This window comes from Rhodoferax sp. SPJ21 (assembly GCF_058216335.1).
Genome location: NZ_JBYZMO010000001.1, coordinates 1611351 through 1630281 on the forward strand (window position 1 = coordinate 1611351; position 18931 = coordinate 1630281).

At 64.2% G+C, this 18931-nt stretch carries 17 protein-coding genes; 8 read left to right on the plus strand and 9 right to left on the minus strand.

Going from position 1 to position 18931, the window contains the following annotated elements:
• The first annotated feature begins 51 nt into the window (after positions 1-51).
• Positions 52-2175, plus strand: a complete 2124-nt coding sequence (locus AC4BBN_RS07410) for a protein-disulfide reductase DsbD family protein (RefSeq protein WP_490591297.1) — start codon at positions 52-54, stop codon at positions 2173-2175.
• A 24-nt stretch (positions 2176-2199) separates the two neighbouring features.
• Here the strand turns inward: AC4BBN_RS07410 and AC4BBN_RS07415 are convergent, their stop codons facing one another.
• The gene (locus AC4BBN_RS07415; protein ID WP_490591298.1) at positions 2200-2715 is read right to left on the minus strand and encodes a DUF4124 domain-containing protein; all 516 of its coding nucleotides are present in this window, start codon (positions 2713-2715) and stop codon (positions 2200-2202) included.
• Positions 2716-2914: 199 nt separating this feature from the next.
• Between AC4BBN_RS07415 and AC4BBN_RS07420 the strand changes: the two genes are divergently transcribed.
• Positions 2915-3889 (plus strand): helix-turn-helix domain-containing protein, encoded by a 975-nt coding sequence (locus tag AC4BBN_RS07420; RefSeq protein ID WP_490591299.1) that lies wholly within the window; start codon positions 2915-2917, stop codon positions 3887-3889.
• Positions 3890-3901: 12 nt separating this feature from the next.
• Here AC4BBN_RS07420 and AC4BBN_RS07425 read toward each other — a convergent pair whose 3' ends face one another.
• From AC4BBN_RS07425 to AC4BBN_RS07460, 8 genes are read right to left on the minus strand one after another with little or no spacing between them, the layout of a single operon-like run.
• Positions 3902-4921: a zinc-dependent alcohol dehydrogenase gene (locus AC4BBN_RS07425; RefSeq protein WP_490591300.1), complete on the minus strand. Its 1020-nt coding sequence runs from the start codon at positions 4919-4921 to the stop codon at positions 3902-3904.
• A 9-nt stretch (positions 4922-4930) separates the two neighbouring features.
• Positions 4931-5740, minus strand: coding sequence for an SDR family NAD(P)-dependent oxidoreductase (locus AC4BBN_RS07430; protein ID WP_490591301.1), 810 nt, complete (start codon positions 5738-5740; stop codon positions 4931-4933).
• Positions 5741-5774: 34 nt separating this feature from the next.
• Positions 5775-6308: a 2,4'-dihydroxyacetophenone dioxygenase family protein gene (locus AC4BBN_RS07435; RefSeq protein ID WP_490591302.1), complete on the minus strand. Its 534-nt coding sequence runs from the start codon at positions 6306-6308 to the stop codon at positions 5775-5777.
• A 30-nt stretch (positions 6309-6338) separates the two neighbouring features.
• On the minus strand, positions 6339-7394 hold the full coding sequence (locus tag AC4BBN_RS07440; RefSeq protein ID WP_490591303.1) for a branched-chain amino acid ABC transporter permease: 1056 nt from the start codon (positions 7392-7394) through the stop codon (positions 6339-6341).
• 5 nt (positions 7395-7399) lie between these two features.
• Positions 7400-8260, minus strand: coding sequence for a branched-chain amino acid ABC transporter permease (locus tag AC4BBN_RS07445; protein WP_490591304.1), 861 nt, complete (start codon positions 8258-8260; stop codon positions 7400-7402).
• On the minus strand, positions 8247-8999 hold the full coding sequence (locus AC4BBN_RS07450; protein WP_490591305.1) for an ABC transporter ATP-binding protein: 753 nt from the start codon (positions 8997-8999) through the stop codon (positions 8247-8249). The genes AC4BBN_RS07445 and AC4BBN_RS07450 overlap by 14 nt, the downstream gene beginning before the upstream one ends.
• Positions 8996-9727, minus strand: a complete 732-nt coding sequence (locus tag AC4BBN_RS07455; RefSeq protein WP_490591306.1) for an ABC transporter ATP-binding protein — start codon at positions 9725-9727, stop codon at positions 8996-8998. The genes AC4BBN_RS07450 and AC4BBN_RS07455 overlap by 4 nt, the downstream gene beginning before the upstream one ends.
• A 40-nt stretch (positions 9728-9767) precedes the next feature.
• Positions 9768-11060 (minus strand): ABC transporter substrate-binding protein, encoded by a 1293-nt coding sequence (locus AC4BBN_RS07460; RefSeq protein WP_490591307.1) that lies wholly within the window; start codon positions 11058-11060, stop codon positions 9768-9770.
• Positions 11061-11600: 540 nt separating this feature from the next.
• Here AC4BBN_RS07460 and AC4BBN_RS07465 point away from each other — a divergent pair.
• The 6 genes from AC4BBN_RS07465 (at position 11601) to acnA (ending at position 18905) form a co-directional block, all read left to right on the plus strand.
• Positions 11601-12677 carry an ABC transporter ATP-binding protein gene (locus AC4BBN_RS07465; RefSeq protein ID WP_490591308.1) on the plus strand — a complete coding sequence of 359 codons (1077 nt, stop codon included), beginning with the start codon at positions 11601-11603 and terminating at the stop codon, positions 12675-12677.
• A gap of 33 nt (positions 12678-12710) precedes the next feature.
• Positions 12711-13865 (plus strand): ABC transporter substrate-binding protein, encoded by a 1155-nt coding sequence (locus AC4BBN_RS07470; RefSeq protein WP_490591309.1) that lies wholly within the window; start codon positions 12711-12713, stop codon positions 13863-13865.
• 12 nt (positions 13866-13877) lie between these two features.
• Positions 13878-14726, plus strand: coding sequence for an ABC transporter permease (locus AC4BBN_RS07475; RefSeq protein WP_490591310.1), 849 nt, complete (start codon positions 13878-13880; stop codon positions 14724-14726).
• A 203-nt stretch (positions 14727-14929) separates the two neighbouring features.
• Positions 14930-15550: an ABC transporter permease gene (locus AC4BBN_RS07480; protein WP_490591408.1), complete on the plus strand. Its 621-nt coding sequence runs from the start codon at positions 14930-14932 to the stop codon at positions 15548-15550.
• Positions 15551-15554: 4 nt separating this feature from the next.
• Positions 15555-16079 (plus strand): 2'-5' RNA ligase family protein, encoded by a 525-nt coding sequence (locus AC4BBN_RS07485; RefSeq protein WP_490591311.1) that lies wholly within the window; start codon positions 15555-15557, stop codon positions 16077-16079.
• A gap of 87 nt (positions 16080-16166) precedes the next feature.
• A complete protein-coding gene (acnA, locus tag AC4BBN_RS07490) occupies positions 16167-18905 on the plus strand; it encodes an aconitate hydratase AcnA (RefSeq protein WP_490591312.1) in 2739 nt (912 codons plus the stop codon).
• Positions 18906-18931 lie beyond the last annotated feature (26 nt).

The following is an 18931-nucleotide window of genomic DNA, read 5'->3' on the forward strand; positions in this document are numbered from 1 at the left end:
GGAACTTTGCCCGGCTGCGCGGGCTCCGACCCGGCATACTCTGGCCCCACCATGCTGCATCGCTTTCTCACCGCTCTCGTTTTAATAGCTGCTAGCGCAATACCACTCTGCGCCAACGCCCAAAAATCCACAGTAACTACCGAGCAGGTGCGCGCCGAGCTGGTGGCCCACGCCCCCCAGGGTGCCGTGCCCGGCCAACCGGTCTGGGTGGGCCTGCAGATCAGCCACCAGCCCGAGTGGCATACCTACTGGAAGAACGCCGGCGACTCTGGCCTGCCCACCACGCTGAGCTGGACCCTGCCGCCCGGCGTCACAGCTGGCGACATCGCCTGGCCACTGCCGCACAAAATTCCGGTGGGCACGCTGGCCAACTACGGCTACGAGGGCACGGTGCTGCTGCCGGTGCCGCTGACCATCACGCCGGCCTTCAAACCCACGCTGCTGGCCAGCGACCTGGAGGTCAAGCTGCACGCCGCCTGGTTGGTCTGCCGCAAGGAATGCATTCCGCAAGAAGGCGACTTTGTGCTGAAGATACCGGTGAAAAGCTCCACCGGCCTGAACGCCGCCGCCTTTAACGCCGCACAAGCGGCACAGCCCGAACCGCTGGTAGGGCGCAGCAATGTGGTGGTGAAAGGCAACAACCTGCGCGTCAGCGTGACCGACCTGCCGCCAGAAATACGCGGCAAGACACTGCAACTATTCCCCGAAACCCCGGAAATCACCGAAACCGCCGCCGAGCCCACCCAGAACTGGGAAGGCGACGTGTGGACTGCCGACGTGCCCCTGTCGGCCCAGCGCAGCCAAAGCCCGGATGAGATGCCGCTGGTCCTAGCGATGGCCGAAGGCGAGCCACGCCGGGGCTTTCGCACCCTGGCCAATGTGAGCGGCCGCTGGCCGGCCGTGGCCGCCGTACCCACCGTGTCGCCCGCACTGACCGCCGCACTGCAGGCGAACAGCGCCGCATCGCAAATCCCCTCCGCTCCCAGCCTGACATGGGGCGCGGCCCTGTTGGGTGCGCTGCTGGGCGGCTTGATATTGAACCTGATGCCCTGCGTGTTCCCGGTGCTGGCGATCAAGGTCATGGGCTTTGCGCAGCACGCCGGTGACCGCCGGGGCCACCGCGTGGACGGCATGGCCTACAGCGCTGGCGTGGTGCTGTCTTTTCTGGCACTGGGCGGCCTGATGCTGGCCCTGCGCGCGGGCGGCGAGCAGCTGGGCTGGGGCTTTCAGCTGCAGTCGCCCGCCGTGGTGGCGGGGCTGGCCGTGCTGTTCACCGTGGTCGGGCTGAACCTGGCCGGGCTGTTCGAATTTGGCCAGTTCCTGCCTAGCCGCGTGGTGACGCTGCAGGCGCGCAATCCGGCACTGAACGCTTTTTTGTCCGGCGTGCTGGCCGTGGCCGTGGCCTCGCCCTGCACCGCGCCCTTCATGGGGGCTTCGCTGGGCTTTGCCGTGGGCCTGCCCACCGTGCAGGCGCTGCCGGTGTTCGCCATCATGGGCCTGGGCATGGCCCTGCCCTATCTGGCTGCCAGCCTGAGCCCGGCCGTCGCACGGCTGCTACCGCGCCCCGGCGCCTGGATGCAAACCCTGCGCCGGCTGCTGGCAATTCCCATGCTGGCCACGGTCGCCTGGCTGGTCTGGGTGCTGGCCCAGCAAAGCGGCATGGCAGGGGCCGCAAGCCTGCTGGCGCTGCTGGCCGGGGCGACCGTGGTGCTGTGGACGCTGCGCCAGAAAAACACCACATCCACTATGGTTTCGATAGCTGCCACCGCAGTATTGGCCTTCGCCATAGGCCACAACATCACCCAACTGGCGCCCCCAGTCCAAGCCGCTTCCGACGGCCGCTGGCAAGCCTGGGAACCGGGCCGGGTCGAGCAAACCCTGGCCGCCGGCCAGCCGGTGATGGTGGACTTCAGCGCCGCCTGGTGCATCACTTGCCAGTACAACGAGCGCACCACCCTGGCCCACCCCGCCGTGCTGGCCGACCTGGACGCCAAAAACGTGCAACTGCTGCGCGCCGACTGGACCCGCCGCGACCCGGCCATCACCGCCGCCCTGGGCCAGCTGGGCCGCAACGGGGTGCCGGTGTATGTGCTGTACAAGCCCGGCAGCGCGCCGCAGGTGCTGTCGGAGGTGCTGAGTGTGGACGATTTGCGGGCGGCTATTGCAAGGCTGTAGGCAGAGCCGCCAACGCCTGAAGCATCAGTTTTCATCTCCCGCAGGGGCAGGCGTGCTCTGGCGGCCCTGTGCATTCACATTCACCACGGTCTTGTTGATAGTGCGGTCGGGCTCACGCAGGCCGCAAGCGCCATACATGGCCGAGGCCAATGCGCTTACCTGGCCCTTGTTCGGCTGGATAGACGAGGCGCTGACCTCGTAATCGCGCTTGGCGCGCCGGCACTCCAGGCTGTTCTGCTGGGCGGCTTGCAGGTCCGGCTGGGTTTTGCCGCTCTGGCTGGCAGCTTGGTTCTTGCGTTGTTCGGCCTCCAGCTGCTGGGCAAGGCGCTGGTTGTCGGCCCGCAGCGCTTGCTCTCGCCCCTCCGCCGAATTCAGGACATTGGGCCGCACGGTCAAGGTGGTGGACGCCGCACCGGTGGGGCACGGCACATCAGAGAACTCAACTTTCCCCGTGGCCGCCTGGCAGCGATACACCTCCGCATGCGACGTGGATGCCACCACACAGCCCAAAGACAACAACATACCAACAAGTTTGCGCATAGCGACGTTCCGTAAGAGGTAGAAGGAAACACCTCTGCGTAACGCGCCAACCGTGGTTTACGCCTACGGTGCAGAGGGGCGCAGATCACCCGCTTGTTGCCCCCCCGCCCCACAAGGGTAAGCGCTAGCCTAGAAAATTTGATCTAAAAATACACTGTCGTGAAAGTCTGAAGCCACCCGCACCACTGACACCCACGACATGACGACACCCGGCAGAGGACGTACCTCCATTGACACCACCCAGGTCCGCCCCGAGCTGCGCGTGCGCTACTGGGAAGAAGAGTGCCGGACCAATCTGGTCGGCATACGCTGTTCGTCTTACTCAGACCACGGGCTGTTGGCCAAGCAGACCAGCCTGGACCAGGGCAATCTGCGTCTAGCCATCACCAGCGCCAATGCGCATGTGATCGAGCGCACGCCGGACATGATCCGCGCCACGCCCCGGGAGTCGATTTTCATCAACGTGGTGCGCGAGGGCGAGACCTTCATCTACCAGCGCGGCCACTGCGTGAAGGTCCACAAAGGCGATGTGCTGGTCTACGACGCGCGTTACCCGTTTTTACTGGGCGGGGCGGAAAACTTCAGCCAGCTGCATGTGGATATTCCGGCGGACCTGTTCCACACCCAGCTGGTCCGTACCCACCTGAACCACCCCCTGCACATCGCCGCCGCCACCCATACCCACCGGCTGTACAGCCACACGCTGAGCAGCCTGTTGCTGAATCTGATCGAAGGCCCGGCGCAGCCCCTCCAGAACAGCGAATCCTTGGACAGCCAGGTCTGCGATCTGCTGGGCGTGCTAATCCACCAAGGCGAAGGCCACACCGTGACCTCGGCCCTCAGCGCCACCCATCTGCTGGCCGCCAAGGCCTACATCGAAGAGCACCTGGGCGACGAAGGTCTGCATGCCGACCAGATCGCCCACGCAGCAGGCATCTCTGAGCGGCATTTGCGGCGTCTGTTCGCTGCGCAGGACAGCGCGGTGGCCGACTATGTACTGGCGCGCCGCTTGGACCGGGCCCGGGAGCAGCTGCTGGATCCGCAACGGCGCGGCACCACCGTGGCTGAAACGGCCTACCACTGCGGCTTTGCCAGCCCGTCGCACTTTTCCCGGGCGTTCAAGCAACGCTTTGCCATTACACCCACGCAGCTGCAGCGCCAATCCCTGCACTGATCCGCTCCGGCGTCAACCCGCCGCAGCGAACGGGTCCACCAGCACTTTGCATTGGGTGGTGCGCTGGCGCAGCGCCTCGAATGCAGTCGGTAAATCCACCAGGGCAATGGTCTCCGAAATCAGTGCCTGGGGCGCGTAACGCCCACCGTCCAGCGCGTCAATCGCCGTGTGGAACTCGCGCATATTGAAGAACACCGACATCACGATCCGCACCTCTTTGGAGATGGCGCGGAACGCGTCAAAGTGGTCGCGCGCAGTGCACAGGCCCAGCACCACCACCGTGCCGCGCGGGCGCACCAGCCCAATGCAATGGTCAATCAAGCCGGGCTTGCCCACGCACTCAAACACCAGGTCCGGCTCGCCGCCCAGGTGGTTGCGCGCCTGCGCCGCCAAATCCTCGTCGGCCGTTAGGAACGCACTGGCACCCAGCGCCCGGGCACGCTCGGCCTGGTACTGGTGGACATCGCTCATCGCCACGGCAGTAGCCCCCATGCGCCGCGCCCAGAATGCCACGGCCAGGCCAATGGCGCCGGCACCGACCACCAGCACCCGGTCACCCGGTTTCAGGCCTGCCTGCACCACGCCGTGCAAGGCCACGGCCAGCGGTTCGGCCAGGGCACCGTCGGCCGCAGAAATGCCCCAGGGCAGCTTGCGGCACTGGCGCGCCGCCACCGCAGCGTACTGGGCGTAGCCCCCGCCTATCAGCTGCATCTGGGCGCACCAGGCAGGGTCGCCACGGCGGCAACTGTCGCAGTCGCCACAGCCGCGCAGCGGGGCCACGCTGACCTGGTCGCCCACTTTGAGGTGCGTGACATCGGCCCCGACTTCCAGCACCTCGCCCGAGTATTCATGGCCCAGCACATCGCCGCGCTGGGCGCCGAACACCGGGTCTTCGGTCATGTGCAGATCGCTGCCGCAGATGCCGCAGCGGCACACCTTGAGCAGCACCTGGTAGCGGTCGGGTTCGGGGTCGTCAAGCTGCGTGATTTGCAGCGGCTGGCGCAGGGCAGCAAAAATGGCAGCTTGCATCATGGAGCCCTTTCAGTCCACCCGGCCGAGCATCTGCCCGCCGTCGATCACCAGCTGGGAACCCGTGACAAACGAGGACGCGTTCGACGCCAGAAACAGCGCCAGGGGCTTGATCTCGTCGGTATCGGCCACCCGGTGCATGGGCACGCGCACCTGGAAGGCCTCGCGGTCGGCCGGGTTGCGCAGCCGGCCCCCGGCGATATTGGTGGCGAAGGGGCCGGGCGCAATCGCGTTCACACGGATGCCGTAGCGCGCCAGCTCCATTGCCGCCTGCCGCACCAGCGAGGCCGCACCGGCCTTGGCGGGCATGTAGGGCGTGCCGACGATGGCCTCGTTGATGATGGCAACGTTGGACGTGGTCACCACAATGCTGCCCTTGCCGCGCGGCTTCATGTGGCGCACGGCGGCACGTAGGCTGGTGAACACCGAGGTGAGGTTGGTGGCAATCACGGCATCCCAGTGGCGCTCGTCCAGGGCCTCCAGCGCGCCTTCGGGGTTGCGGGCGTTGTCAGGGGTCAAAAAGCCGGGGCCAGCGTCGATGCCGGCGTTGGCAAACAGCACATCCAGCCCGCCGTAGGCAGCGGCGCTGCGGTCGAAGGCGGCGTACAGGGCCTCGCGGTCGGTCACGTCCACGCACTCACTGCGCACCTCGTAGCCCTGCGACCGCAGGCGCTGTTCGGCCTCTTGCAGTCGCGGGGCGTTGAGGTCCATTAGCGTGACGCGCGCGCCGTGCTCGGCCATCACCTCGGCGTAGGCCAGGCCGATGCCGCTGGCGGCACCGGTGACGGTGCAGGCCAGGCCGCGCACCGAAAAGAGTTGCATCGTGGGGCTCATGGTCACTTCTGCCGCCCCCCGCTTACAGGAACAAGGCCTTGTTGATCGGCAGCCCGTGGGCGCGGCAATGGCTGACGTAGTGGTTGATGAACCAGAACACGTCAAAGGTGTCGGTGAGCTGGCCTGCGTCGTCAAAGAACTCGATGGCGCCGTTGATCCAGAACATGGCCTTCATGCCCTTCGGGTCGTCGGAGTACAGGGTGTGGGCCGTGCCCGGTGTTTCGTACACAAAGCTGCCAGGGCGGGCCACCCAGTCGTACTCGTAGTAGCCCCAGGTGCCCTCTAACGTGATGGCGGATACCGCCCCCCGGTGGCGGTGGGTGCCGATGCGACCGCCACCCTTGACCCACAGGATATTGGCCACAGCACCGGTACGCACGTCGAAGGACAAATGGCGGATCGCCGCGCTGTCGCCGAAAGGCACCCAGGGTGACTCGGCTTCCGATGGGCCGATGTGGTCGCCGTGGAGTCCGTACTCGGCGATGACGGCCGCGTGCGGCTCGGGCGGCAGCTGGATCAGGGCGCGGTCGGGTGGGGTCAGTACGCTGGTGCTCATGCTTGTCTCCTTGAGGCTGGTTGTAAAAATTCAGTTTTTGGCGGCATCGGATCGGCGCAACAGACGGCGGCGCAGCGGGAACCAGGGGGCATCCACCCGCTTGCACCACAGGCCCCACAGCCCACCCCGGGCGAACAGCGCCATGCACAGCGTCATCAGACCCAGCACCACCATGTAGGTAGCACCAAAGCGGCCAAACAGGCGGTCGGCGGCGAAGTACAGCAAGGCACCGACCAGCGGCCCCTCAATCGAGCCGATACCGCCCACCATGACGATGAAAATGCAGATAGACGACCAGTTGGGGTCAAACCCGGCCGAGGGCGAGATGCGCAACGCGCTCAGGTAATACACCGCGCCCACCATGCCGGTGCCCACGGCGGCGGCCAGGTAGATCAGAAAGCGCAGGCGCTTGACATCCACGCCCTGGCTGGCGGCGGATACCGGGTTGTCGCGCATGGCCGTCAGCGCCAGACCGTAGCGCGAGCGCAGCAGGCCATAGCTACCACCCACGGCAAGCAGCAGCATGGCTGCGCACAGCCAGAGCGTGCCGAACTCACGCTGCTCCAGGCTGTACTTGCCCATGGCGCTGAGCGTCATGCCCGAGCCACTGCCCACGTAATCCAGACTGGAGGCGAACAGGCGGCAGACCTCGGACACTACCCAGGTTCCGATGGCGAAATACGGGCCATCCAGCCGGTGCAGCAGCGCATAGGCAGGGACGGCCAGCAGGGCGGGCACCAGCAGGCACAGGGCCGATGCCAGAAATGGGTCCACGCCGAACTTGTTGGCCAGCACAAACATGGCATAGCCCGCCACGCCAATAAATGCCTGCTGGCCGACCGACACCAGGCCGGCGTAGCCCGCCAGCAGGTTCCACATCTGCGCCACCACGATGTAGCAGCTGAGCTCGACCACCGCGCGGATCAGCCCGGAGTCGGCCCACCAGGGCATGCTTAGCATCGTGGCAACAGCCAGCACGCACAGAGCCATGGCGATACGGCTGGACCGGGTGTGGCGTTGCACCATCGCCATTGGCGGCGGCAGGGTGGAGGCCATTGCGGCCAGGGGTTTCATCACTGCACTCATGGTGTTCAGGCTCTCCGCGACATCAGCCCTTGCGGGCGTACGGCCAGCACGGCCAGAAATACCAGGTGCCCACTGAGAATGCCCCAGCCCGCGTCCAGCCGAAAACCAATCGCCTGCGACACCCCCAACACCATCGCCCCCAGGAAAGCCCCCCAGACTGACCCCATGCCCCCGATGATCACCGCCTCAAAGGCATAGATCAGCTGCGCCGGGCCGTCCGAAGGCGACACCGTGGCACGCAGCGACTGGCACACCGCCGCAACCCCCAGCATGCCAACGGCCAGCGCCGTGGCAGCGGCATACACCCGCTGGGGGTTGATGCCAGTAATGGCCGCAGCCTCGGGGTCGGCTGCGGCAGCACGCAGCGCACGGCCAAAGGCGGTGTAGCGCAGCGTCAGGTCCAGGCCCGTCGTCATCAATAGCGAGGCGGCAAAGATTTGCAGCGGCAGCACCCCAACGAAGAAATCGCCCAGCGCCAGACTGGCAAACTCCAGCCCGTCGCCGGGCAAAGAACGGGTGTCGGCCGACCAGATTTGCAGCATCAGGTTTTGCAGCGCAATCGACAGGCCAAAGGTGGCGATCAACGACGGCAGCGGATCGTTCCCCAGCACCCGGTTGAGCACCGTCTTTTGCAGCAGCCAGCCCAGCACCATGGCGATGGGCACCAGCATGGCCACCACCACATACGGGCCGATGGCCAGGGCCCCGGCCAGACTGACACCCACCAGCGCCAGCAAAATCATCATGTCGCCATGGGCGGTATTGACGATGCGCATCACGCCAAACATCAGCGCCATGCCAATGGCGTACTGCGCATACATGCCGCCCAGCAGCAGGCCTTGTACCAATGCATCAAGCCACTGCATGGCTGGCTCCAAAGTAGGCACGGGCGATGTCGTCGCGGGCCATGTCGGCGGACCGGCCCGTCAAGGTGATGCGGCCTTCCAGCATGCAGTACAGGCGGTGCGATGCCCGGCAAGCCAGCGCCACGTCCTGCTCGACCAGCACGATGGCCGTGCCCGCCGCAGCGATGCTGGGCAGTGCCGCATAGATTTCGCGAATCACCAGCGGTGCCAGGCCCAGCGACAGTTCGTCGCACAACAGCAGACGCGGCTGACCCAGTAACGCACGGCCAATCGCCACCATTTGCTGCTGCCCGCCGGACAGCAGTTCCACCGGCGTGCGGCGCTTTTGCAGCAGGATGGGAAACAGGTCGAACAGGCGGTCCAGCGTCCAAGGCCTGGCGGTGCCGTGGGCATCCATCGCCCGTGCATGGTCGATGGCCACCTGCAGGTTATCCGCCACCGTCATGCCGGTAAACAGGCGGCGGCCTTCGGGCACCAGGGCCAAGCCGCGTTGAAGCATCTGGTGCGGGGCACTGCCGCCGACCGCCTGGCCGTCAAAACGCACCATGGCCTGTGCCACGGGCAACAGTCCGACCAGGCTGCGCAACAGGGTGGACTTGCCCGCGCCGTTGGCGCCGATCAGAGCGACCACCTCGCCGGAGGCGATCTCAAAATCGATGCCGAACAGGGCCTGGAAATCGCCGTAACGGGCACACAGCCCGTGGGTAGAGAGCAAGGGGGAGGATACGGGGGCACTCATGAATCAATTCCCATATAGACGCGTTGCACTTCGGGGTTGGCCATCACCGCCTGGGGGCTGCCCTCGGCAATTTTTTCGCCAAAGTTCAGCACCAGCAGGCGATCGGCCACGGCCATCAGCGCGTGAAGCACATGCTCGATCCAGACCACGGTGACCTGGCGCTCACGGATGCGCCGCACCAGTTGCACCAGGGCATGCGACTCCTCGTCCGTCAGGCCGCCCGCGATTTCGTCGAGCAGCAGTAATTTGGGGCCACTGGCCAACGCGCGCGCCAGCTCCAGCCGCTTGCGGTCCAGCAAGGTGAGTGAACCGGCCAGCTGGTTGGCTTTGTCGCCCAGGCCACAGTCGTCCAAAATCGCAGCGCAGCGGTCGTTGGCCACCCGCTCGGACTGCATGCCGCCAAACATCGCGGCCACCAGCAGGTTTTCAAAAGTGGTCATGCCGCTGTAGGGGCGTGGCACCTGGTAGGTGCGGCCAATACCTCGGCGGCAGCGCTTGAACGGCGGCTCGCCACCCTTTAGCGCCTCGCCCTGGAAGCGCAAGTTGCCGCCGTCCACCGCCACATCGCCGCTGATCAGGTTGAACAGCGTGGTCTTGCCCGCGCCGTTGGGGCCCAGCACGCCCAGCACCTCGCCGGGCCACACCTCAAAGCTGATCTCATGGATCACACGCACGGCGCCAAAGGACTTGCTCAAGCCCTGGGCGCTCAAGATGGGCACAGCACTCATGGACACACACTCCAGGTCGGCGATGGGGTGGTCATGAACATCAGATCAACTGCAGCTTGCCTTCGGTGCCGACAAGCTTGCTGGTGCTGTTGTCTACGATGCGCAGGTCGTACTTGTGCGCCTTGCCTTTAACCCATTGGCCGCCCAGCACCGGTGTCTTGGAGATATTGGGTGTGGGGCCGCCCTTGAAGTTGACCGGCCCCGCCATGGTGGTGAGATTGGTCTCGGTAATGGCCTGGCGGATGGAATCGCGGCTCAGCGGGTCCTTGCTGCGTTTGAGCACGTCCAGCGCCACTTCCCACAGGGCATGGGCATAGCCCAGCGGTTGGGTCCACTGCTTTTTGGTAGCGGCCTCCCAGTCCTCGGCCATCTTGGCGCCGGTTTCACCGGTCAGCGAAGACTTGAACGGAAAGGCGGGTGTCCACCACACCTCGGTGCTCATGCCCTCGCCCAGCTGGCCCATGGACTCGACCCCCGAGGGAAACAGCAGCGCGGCGGCCACGGTGACAACCTTGGGCTTGAACTGCTGCTGGCGGCATTGGGTGATGAAGGTCTTCAGGTCGGCGGGGTAGCTGATGCCACCAATGATGTCCACCCCGGCCCGCTTGTATTCCGAAATTTGGGCTGAAAAATCATTCGTCAGCGGCTGGAAGGAGCTGGGGATGACGGTTTGAAAACCGGCCTTGGTGACCGCCGGTGGCAAGCCCCACTCCTTGTTGCCCCAGGCTTCGCCGTCGATATTGCGCGGAAACAGCAGGCCCACCTTGCGGTTGGTTTGCACCGAGTTCCACATGCCGGTGAAGCTGGCCAGCACGTCCTCCAGACCCCAGAAGAAGTGGTAGGTCCATTTAAAGGGCTTCTCGGCCGAGCCCCCGCGCGGAAACACAAAGCTCTGCCAAGGTGCCTGGCTGGACAGGCAGGGCACGCCGTTGAGCTCGCACTGGTCGGACACGGGGTTGATGGCATCGGTGGTGCTGGCGGGCAGCATCAGATGCACCTTCTCATTCAGGATCAGGTTACCGGCCAGCTCGGCCGCCTTGTTGGGGTTGGACTGGTTGTCGCGCACCAGTATCTCGACCGCATATTTGGTGCCATTGATGGTGAGCCCATCCTTCAGCAGGGCCTGCATCTTGGCCACCATGTATTTGTCCGTCTCGCCGAACGGGGCCTGCGGCCCGGTCAGCGGGCTGATGTAGCCGATGCGGATGGTTTTGGTCTGGGCCAGTGCCAGACCGGGCAAGCCGGCGACCACGGCGGCGGCACCCATGCCTTTGAGGGCCTGGCGGCGGGAGGCGGACGGCTCCTGCGAAGGGAACACTTGTATCTCGGTCATGTTGTCTCCTTTTTTAAGTTGTCACGAACGAGACGCAAGGGCGCAGATCGCGTTGCGCCAGGGATGGTGCCGCTGGTACGTCTGTGTCGCTTGTCTCGTTGTTCTGGTAGGCGTGCTCAGTCTAGGGAGCAACGCGTTTTTCCATTGGCCTGGGTCGGCCATAAATCTTGACTCCAGAGGACATGCATCGATTTCTGCAGGTCAGAGCTTCAGGGCCTCACCGAACCAGAGTGGGTGCAGCGGAACTCTACTCACGCGAGCGACGGCAAGTTGCTACTTTTCCCATAGCATCCATCGCAGACCAAACATGCGCTGCAGGCATAAATTTCGTAAAAACTGCAGCCAGGTGCCGCACCCAAGTCCGTTGCTTGTAGGCATCTGCAGAAGCGGGACCGGGTGGCACCACCCCAACCCACCGGGCCCCCACCGTCAGCCAAGGGGGAAACGGTCATATACAAAGGGTTTTCCCGTCACACAAGAGTCATGCTTTGTGGGTATCGTTTGCTGTAGTCAAACGACGTCCGACAAAGAGTCCCCCTTGTGAATCCGATTATTTCTGTGCGCGGTCTGTGCGTAGCCTATGGCGCGAACGAAGTGCTCAAAGGCATAGACCTGGACATAGAACCAGGTAGTTTCGTGGCCCTGCTGGGCGCGTCGGGATGCGGCAAGACCACCCTGCTGCGCACCCTGTCAGGCTTCAACCCCGTCAAGGCGGGCAGTATCAGCGTCAAGGGCCAAAACATCTTGCACGAACCGCCCGAGCGCCGGGGCATGGCGATGGTGTTCCAGTCGTACGCGCTGTGGTCGCACATGAGCGTGGCGCAAAACATTGGCTACGGCCTGAAGCTGCGCCACGTGCCGCGCGCCGAGATCCAACAACGCGTAGACAAGCTGCTGCACATGCTGGGCCTGCAAGGCTTTGGCGCGCGCGGCGTGGGCGAGCTGTCGGGCGGGCAGCGCCAACGCGTGGCCCTGGGCCGCGCCCTGGCGGTGGAGCCTGAAATTTTGCTGCTGGACGAGCCGCTGTCCAACCTCGACGCCGGCATCCGCCTGCAGATGCGCCACGAAATCCGCTCCATCCAGCGCGCACTGGGCGTCACCGCCATCCTGGTTACGCACGACCGCGAAGAAGCCATGGTGATGGCCGACCAGGTGGTGATACTGGAGCAAGGCCGCATCGCCCAGATCGGTGCGCCTGAAGACGTGTACCAGCGCCCCCAAACGCCGTACGTGGCAACCTTCATGGGCGCCGACAACACCATCGACTGCGAGGCCCAGGCCGAAAACGGCGGCGTGCAGCTGCGTGTGCCGCGCGTACCGCAGGCACAGGTGTGGTGCCGCGCAGGTACACCGATCCAAGGCCCGGCACAAGTGCATTTCCGAAGCGAAATGGCAAGCCTTGGCACAGCTGACGCGCAGGCCGACGACAGCCTGCAGATACCAGGCCGCATCCACCAGGTGAGCTACCTAGGCGGCGGCTACCGCTGCGAGATCACGACCGCATGCGGCGCCTTCTTCATCGACCACCCGCGCCCCATGGAGAACGGCGACAACGTGACCGTCTGCATTCCCGCCCACGCGCTGCACATCTACCCGCGCGCCTTGGCGCAGGCCTGAGCCCTTTTTTTAATTGCTACACAGGAGCATTCCATGCCACTACTTCGCCGCACACTCGCTGCATCCATTGCCCTGGCGCTGGGCGCTCTGTCTCTGAGCGCACAGGCCCAGACCACCACGCTGAACGTGATCAGCGGTGGCTCGCAGAACATGGTGGACTACGTGACCGACTACCTGGGCCCGCTGTTCGAGAAGCTGAACCCCGGCGTCAAGGTCAGCGTGGTCGGCACCGGCCCGGACGATGCCGGTTCGCAAAAAATGCTGGAAAAGCTGCAGGCCCAGAAAGCCGCTGGCGCCGCCACCTGGGACACCGACGTGATCGTGCCCAACCAGCAAAAGACCGGCGAAATGGTGCGTGACGGCCTGCTGCTGAAATACCGCGACAGCATCCCCACCGGCAAGTACGCGGTCAGCCAGTCTGCCAAGCAGGCCCTGGGCGTAAATGTGGACGGCTACGTCATGCCCATGTTTGAAAGCCAGACCGCGCTGGCCTACAACCCGGATCTGATCAAGACCCCACCCGCATCCTATGACGAGCTGCGCGCCTTTGTGGCCAAGAACCCCAAGAGCTTTGGCTACAACGGCCTGAAGGGCGGCATGTCAGGCGTGGCCTTTGTGGTGGGCTGGATGTACGCCTACGGCGGCAACCCCGAGACCGTGCAGCAAGGCCCCTATGACGCCAAGTCGCCCGCCGGCTGGAAGAAGGCCTTCGCCGACCTGAAGAGCTTCAACCAGCAGGTGGTGTTCACGCCCGGCAACGCCGGCACGCTGGACATGCTGAACCGTGGCGAAATCGCCATGGGCCCAGTCTGGGTGGACATGTTCCAAAGCTGGAAGGCCGAAGGCCGCCTGGCGCCCAACATGAAGCTGAAGATCCTGTCGCCCGGCATGCCCGGCCAGCCCTACTACTACGCGATTCCCGCCAAGGCGAAGAACGTGGAACTGGCAAAGAAGTTCATCGCCCTGGCCACCAGCCCGCAAGTGCAGGCCGACGGCATCGTGCGCCGCTTCAACTGGTACCCGGGCATTGACGCCAACGTGGTCAAGCCCGTGCTGGACCCCAAGGTCTGGAACCAGCTGTTCGTGGACGTGACCCCGGCCGAGTTGGCGCGCAATGGCAAGCCCTTCCCGCTGGCACCTTACTTCAAGGATCTGCGCGAGCAGTACGAAGCCCAGGTGCAAAACTAAGCACGCCCAACGATGCGCCACAGACCCTCCGAACTTTTTCCCGCCCTGGCCCTGCTGCTGCCCGCCTTGGTGATGGTGGGTCTGCTGTTTGTCTACCCGCTGGTGTTTTCGCTCACCTATGCCTTCCGCAATGAGAGCAGTGGTGGCTGGGGCCTGGGCAATTTCTCCAAGGCCTTTGCGCTGTACGGCGGCGACATCACGCTGACCGCCATCGTCACCGTGCTGTCCACCGCGCTGGTAGGCGTGCTGGCGGTAGCCATTGCGGGCTATCTCACACTGGGGGAAAACCGGCGTGCGGTAGCCGCGCTGCGCTGGATTTACCGCTGGCCACTGTTCATCCCCTTTGTGGTGGCGGCCCAGCTGATGCGTACCTTTCTAGCCAAGAACGGTATGCTGAACAACGCGCTGATGGCCGCCGGCCTGGTGGAGCCGCTGAATGCCATGAGCCTGTTGGACTGGCGTGGCGTGGTGGTCACCTTCGTGTGGAAGCAGTTGCCGTTTGCCGCGCTGCTGATCAGCGGGGCCATGGCATCCATGGACCGCTCGATGATCGAGTCCGCACGTGGCCTGGGTGCAGGGCGGCTGCGTATCCTGCTGGAAATCGTGCTGCCACAGGTGATGGCCACCGTGTGGGTCAGCCTGATTTTGTCTTTTGTGACCATGTTGTCGGCGCTGTCGGTCCCGATGATGATCATCGCCGGCACGCCCACCTTGCTGACGGTGGACATGGCCTGGCGCGTCAACTCCTATGGCGACTACGGCGTAGCCAACGCGCTGGGCTTTGTAGCGTTTGCGATGAGCGGCGTGGCCGCGTGGTTTTATCTGCGCCAAGGCCTGCGCACGGGTGGGCAACCCAAATGAAACTCAGCCATTCATGCACCCCGGCCTTCGTGGGCACGCTGCTACAGGTGCTGCTGATTGGGCTGCTGGCGATTGCCGTCTTCGGCCCGCTGCTGAATATGCTGATCTGGACCGTGACCGAAGCCTGGTACTTCCCGGCCAAGCTGCCGGTGCGCTGGGGCTTTGCGTTCTGGAACAAGGTGTTCCGCCCCGAAGCGGGTGCCATGCGCGCACTGACTACCAGCCTGCTGATTGCGGTACTGACTGTGCTACTCAGCCTGGCGGTAGCCATTCCCGCCGGTTACGCCCTGTCCAAACGCTCCCTACCGTTCCGCAACCTGTTTTTGCTATTTTTTCTGTTGCCACAGGCCTTCCCTACGGTGGCGGTGCACATGAATATTGCGCGCATCTTCTACGGCCTGGGTCTGACCGGCACCATCTGGGGCGTAATGCTGGTGCATGCCATACAGGGTCTGGTGTTCGCTGTGTGGATCGCCTCGGCCTCGTTCGCCGCCATACACCAAGAACAGGTGGAGGCTGCGCGCAACCTGGGCGCATCGCCGCTGCGCGCCTTCCTGACCGTAAGCCTGCCGCTGGCGGCTCCGGGGCTGCTGGCCAGCGCCATCTTCGTGTTCCTGATCTCGCTGGACGAGTTTTCTGGCACCTTCTTTGTCGGCGTGCCCGATGTGCACACACTACCGCTGACCATGCTGAACGCGGCCATGGAAGGCAACTACCAGATCGCGTCTATCACCGCACTCTTGCTGCTGGTGCCATCGGTGCTTTTCATGCTGTTTGTGGAGCGTTTTCTGAAGGCTGATGTACTGGCCGGCGTTGGGAAGTGAACCCATGACTGTGCCTGCTGAATATTCCATCTGGCTACGACCTGCGGCATCGGATGAAGCCGCGCTGCTGCAGACTATTGCCCGACTGGCGACCCTGCGCGGCAGCGAGCGCTTTGCCCCGCATGTGACGGTGCAAGGGGACTTGGCCCAGCCGCTGGACGCACTGCGCCACATGCTGGCACCTCTGGCGCGCAAGATACCAGCTCAGCGCTGGCGGGTGGAGGCAGTGGAATGCAGCCCGCATTTCTTCCGCTGCGTGGTGTTGCGCTTTGCCCCCTGTGCTGCGTTCAAGGGTATGCAGGCAGCAGCGCAGGCCTTCAGCCAGACGGAGCAAGGTTTGTCGCCTTTCCCTCACCTTAGCCTGGCCTATGGCGAAGCGCACCCGGACAATGTCCAACTCAGCGAAGAACTGGCGGCAGAGTTCGTCGGCCGTGAAATGCTGCTCGACCGGCTCAGCATCTGCCACTCGTCCAAGAATGTGCCCATACCGGACTGGAGCTACCAGGCGGATTACCCGCTGGTGGGCTGAACGTCTGCCTTCCCACGGCATCCCTGCTGACAACCGGGTTCATAGAAGCCTGCTATCTTGGCGCTTGTCCACGAAAAAGGAGCTCCCATGTCGGCACCCTCTTCCCACGCGTTCGCATCAACCCTGCAACCATTTCACACCGCCACAGGTGAATCGGGCCAGTACTGGTCGCTGCCTGCGCTGGCAAAGCAGTTCCCCAGCGTGGATCGACTTCCGGTAGCTGTACGCATCGTGCTGGAATCGGTGCTGCGCAATTGCGACGGCAAAAAGGTCACGCCCGAGCACGTGGCGCAGCTCGCGCACTGGTCCCCAACTGCCGAGCGCACCGATGAAATCCCCTTTGTTGTCACACGCGTTGTGCTGCAGGACTTCACCGGCATCCCGCTGCTGGCCGACCTGGCCGCCATGCGCAGCGTGGCCGCAACGCTGGGACAAAGCCCCAAGACCATAGAGCCGCTGGTACCAGTAGACCTGGTGGTGGACCACTCGGTCATGGTGGACTACTACGGCACGCCCCAGGCGCTGGACCTGAACATGAGGCTGGAGTTCCAGCGCAACCACGAGCGCTACCAGTTCATGAAATGGGGCATGCAGGCCTTTGACACATTCCGCGTAGTGCCGCCTGGCTTCGGCATCGTGCACCAGGTGAACCTGGAATACCTGGCGCGGGGCGTCTACAAGAGCCCCAAGGACACGGCTGCCGCACCGGTGTACTACCCCGACTCGCTGGTCGGCACCGACAGCCACACCACCATGATCAACGGCATCGGCGTGGTGGGCTGGGGTGTGGGCGGCATCGAGGCCGAAGCCGCCATGCTGGGCCAGCCGGTGTACATGCTGACACCCGACGTGGTGGGCTTCGAGCTGACCGGCACGCTGCGCGAGGGCGTGACCGCAACCGACCTGGTGCTGTTTGTCACCAACATCCTGCGTGCCGAAAAGGTGGTGGGCAAGTTTGTTGAATTCTTCGGCCCCGGTGCGGCGTCCATCCCCGTGCCGGACCGCGCCACCATTGGCAATATGGCGCCCGAATACGGCGCCACTATGGGCTTCTTCCCGGTAGACGACAAGACCGTGGCCTACTTCAAAGGCACGGGCCGTACCGATGCCGAGATTGCCTTGTTTGAGGCCTACTACAAGGCACAAGGCCTGTTTGGCATGCCCAACCCGGGCGATATCGACTACAGCCAGGTGGTGCGGCTGGACCTGGGCACCGTGGTCCCCAGCCTGGCAGGCCCCAAGCGCCCGCAAGACCGCATCGACCTGGACAAACTCTCCAGCACCTTCCGCACGCTATACAGCCAACCGAATGAAGCCAATGGCTTCAACCAGCCTGCCGAAACCCTGCTGACGCGCTACCCCTTGCCATCGGGCGGCGGCGTGGACATCGGTAACGGTGACGTGCTTATTGCGGCCATCACCTCCTGCACCAACACCTCCAACCCCAGCGTGATGCTGGCCGCTGGCCTGTTGGCCAAAAAGGCGGTGGAGGCGGGTCTGACGGTGCTACCGCACATCAAGACCTCGCTGGCACCCGGTTCGCGCATCGTCACCGAATACCTGGAAAAAGCCGGCTTGCTGCCCTACCTGGAAAAGCTGGGCTTCTACCTGGCTGGTTACGGCTGCACCACCTGCATTGGCAATGCAGGCGATTTGACGCCAGAAATCAACGCCGCCATCACCGGCAACAAGCTGGTGTGTGCTGCAGTGCTGTCGGGCAACCGCAACTTCGAAGCCCGCATCCACCCCAACCTGAAGGCCAACTTTCTGGCCTCACCACCCCTGGTCGTCGCCTATGCCATCGCGGGCAATGTGATGACCGACCTGGCCACCCAGCCGCTGGGCAAGGGCGGCAAAGGCCAAGACGTGTACTTGCGCGACATCTGGCCCAGCATGGCAGAGATTGACGAGAAGCTGCATTACGCCATGAACGCCCAGGCCTTCCGCGCGAACTACGACAAGGTCAAGACCGAACCCGGTGCGCTGTGGAGCAGCATCCAGGGCGTCACCGGCCAGGTCTACAACTGGCCGCAGTCCACCTACATTGCCGAGCCGCCTTTCTTTGGCGGCTTCACCCAGCAGCCGACCACCGCAGCTGCGGGCTTTACCGGTGCACGCCCCATGGCACTGTTCGGCGACTCCATCACCACCGACCACATCTCGCCGGCTGGCTCGATTGCCGAAAAATCACCGGCCGGCCAATGGCTGTTGGCCCATGGCGTGCCCAAAGCTGACTTCAACAGCTACGGCTCCCGCCGCGGCAACCACGACGTGATGGTGCGTGGCACCTTCGCCAACGTGCGCATCAAAAACCTGATGTTGCCACTGGACGCGAATGGATCGCAGGTCGAAGGCGGACTCACGCTGCACCAACCCAGCGGCGAAAAGCTGTTCATCTATGACGCAGCGCAAAAGTACATGGCGGCTGGTGTGCCCACCGTGGTGTTTGGCGGAGAGGAATACGGCACCGGCTCATCCCGCGACTGGGCGGCCAAGGGTACGCAGCTGCTGGGCATCAAAGCAGTCATTGCCCGCAGCTTTGAGCGCATCCACCGCGCCAACCTGGTGGGCATGGGTGTGCTGCCGCTGCAGTTCAAAGGAGACGACAGCTGGCAAACCCTGGGCCTGCGCGGCGACGAAGCCATTGACGTGGTGGTAGACGGCCCACTACAGCCGCAAATGGATGTACAGCTGGTAATCCACCGTGCCAATGGCACGCAGCAAAACGTAGCCGTACGCCTGCGCATCGATACACCGATTGAAGTGGACTACTACCAGCACGGCGGCATCCTGCCGTTTGTGCTGCGCCAGTTGCTGGGGAATTAAGAGACAGGGGCTACGGCCCCTGCAGC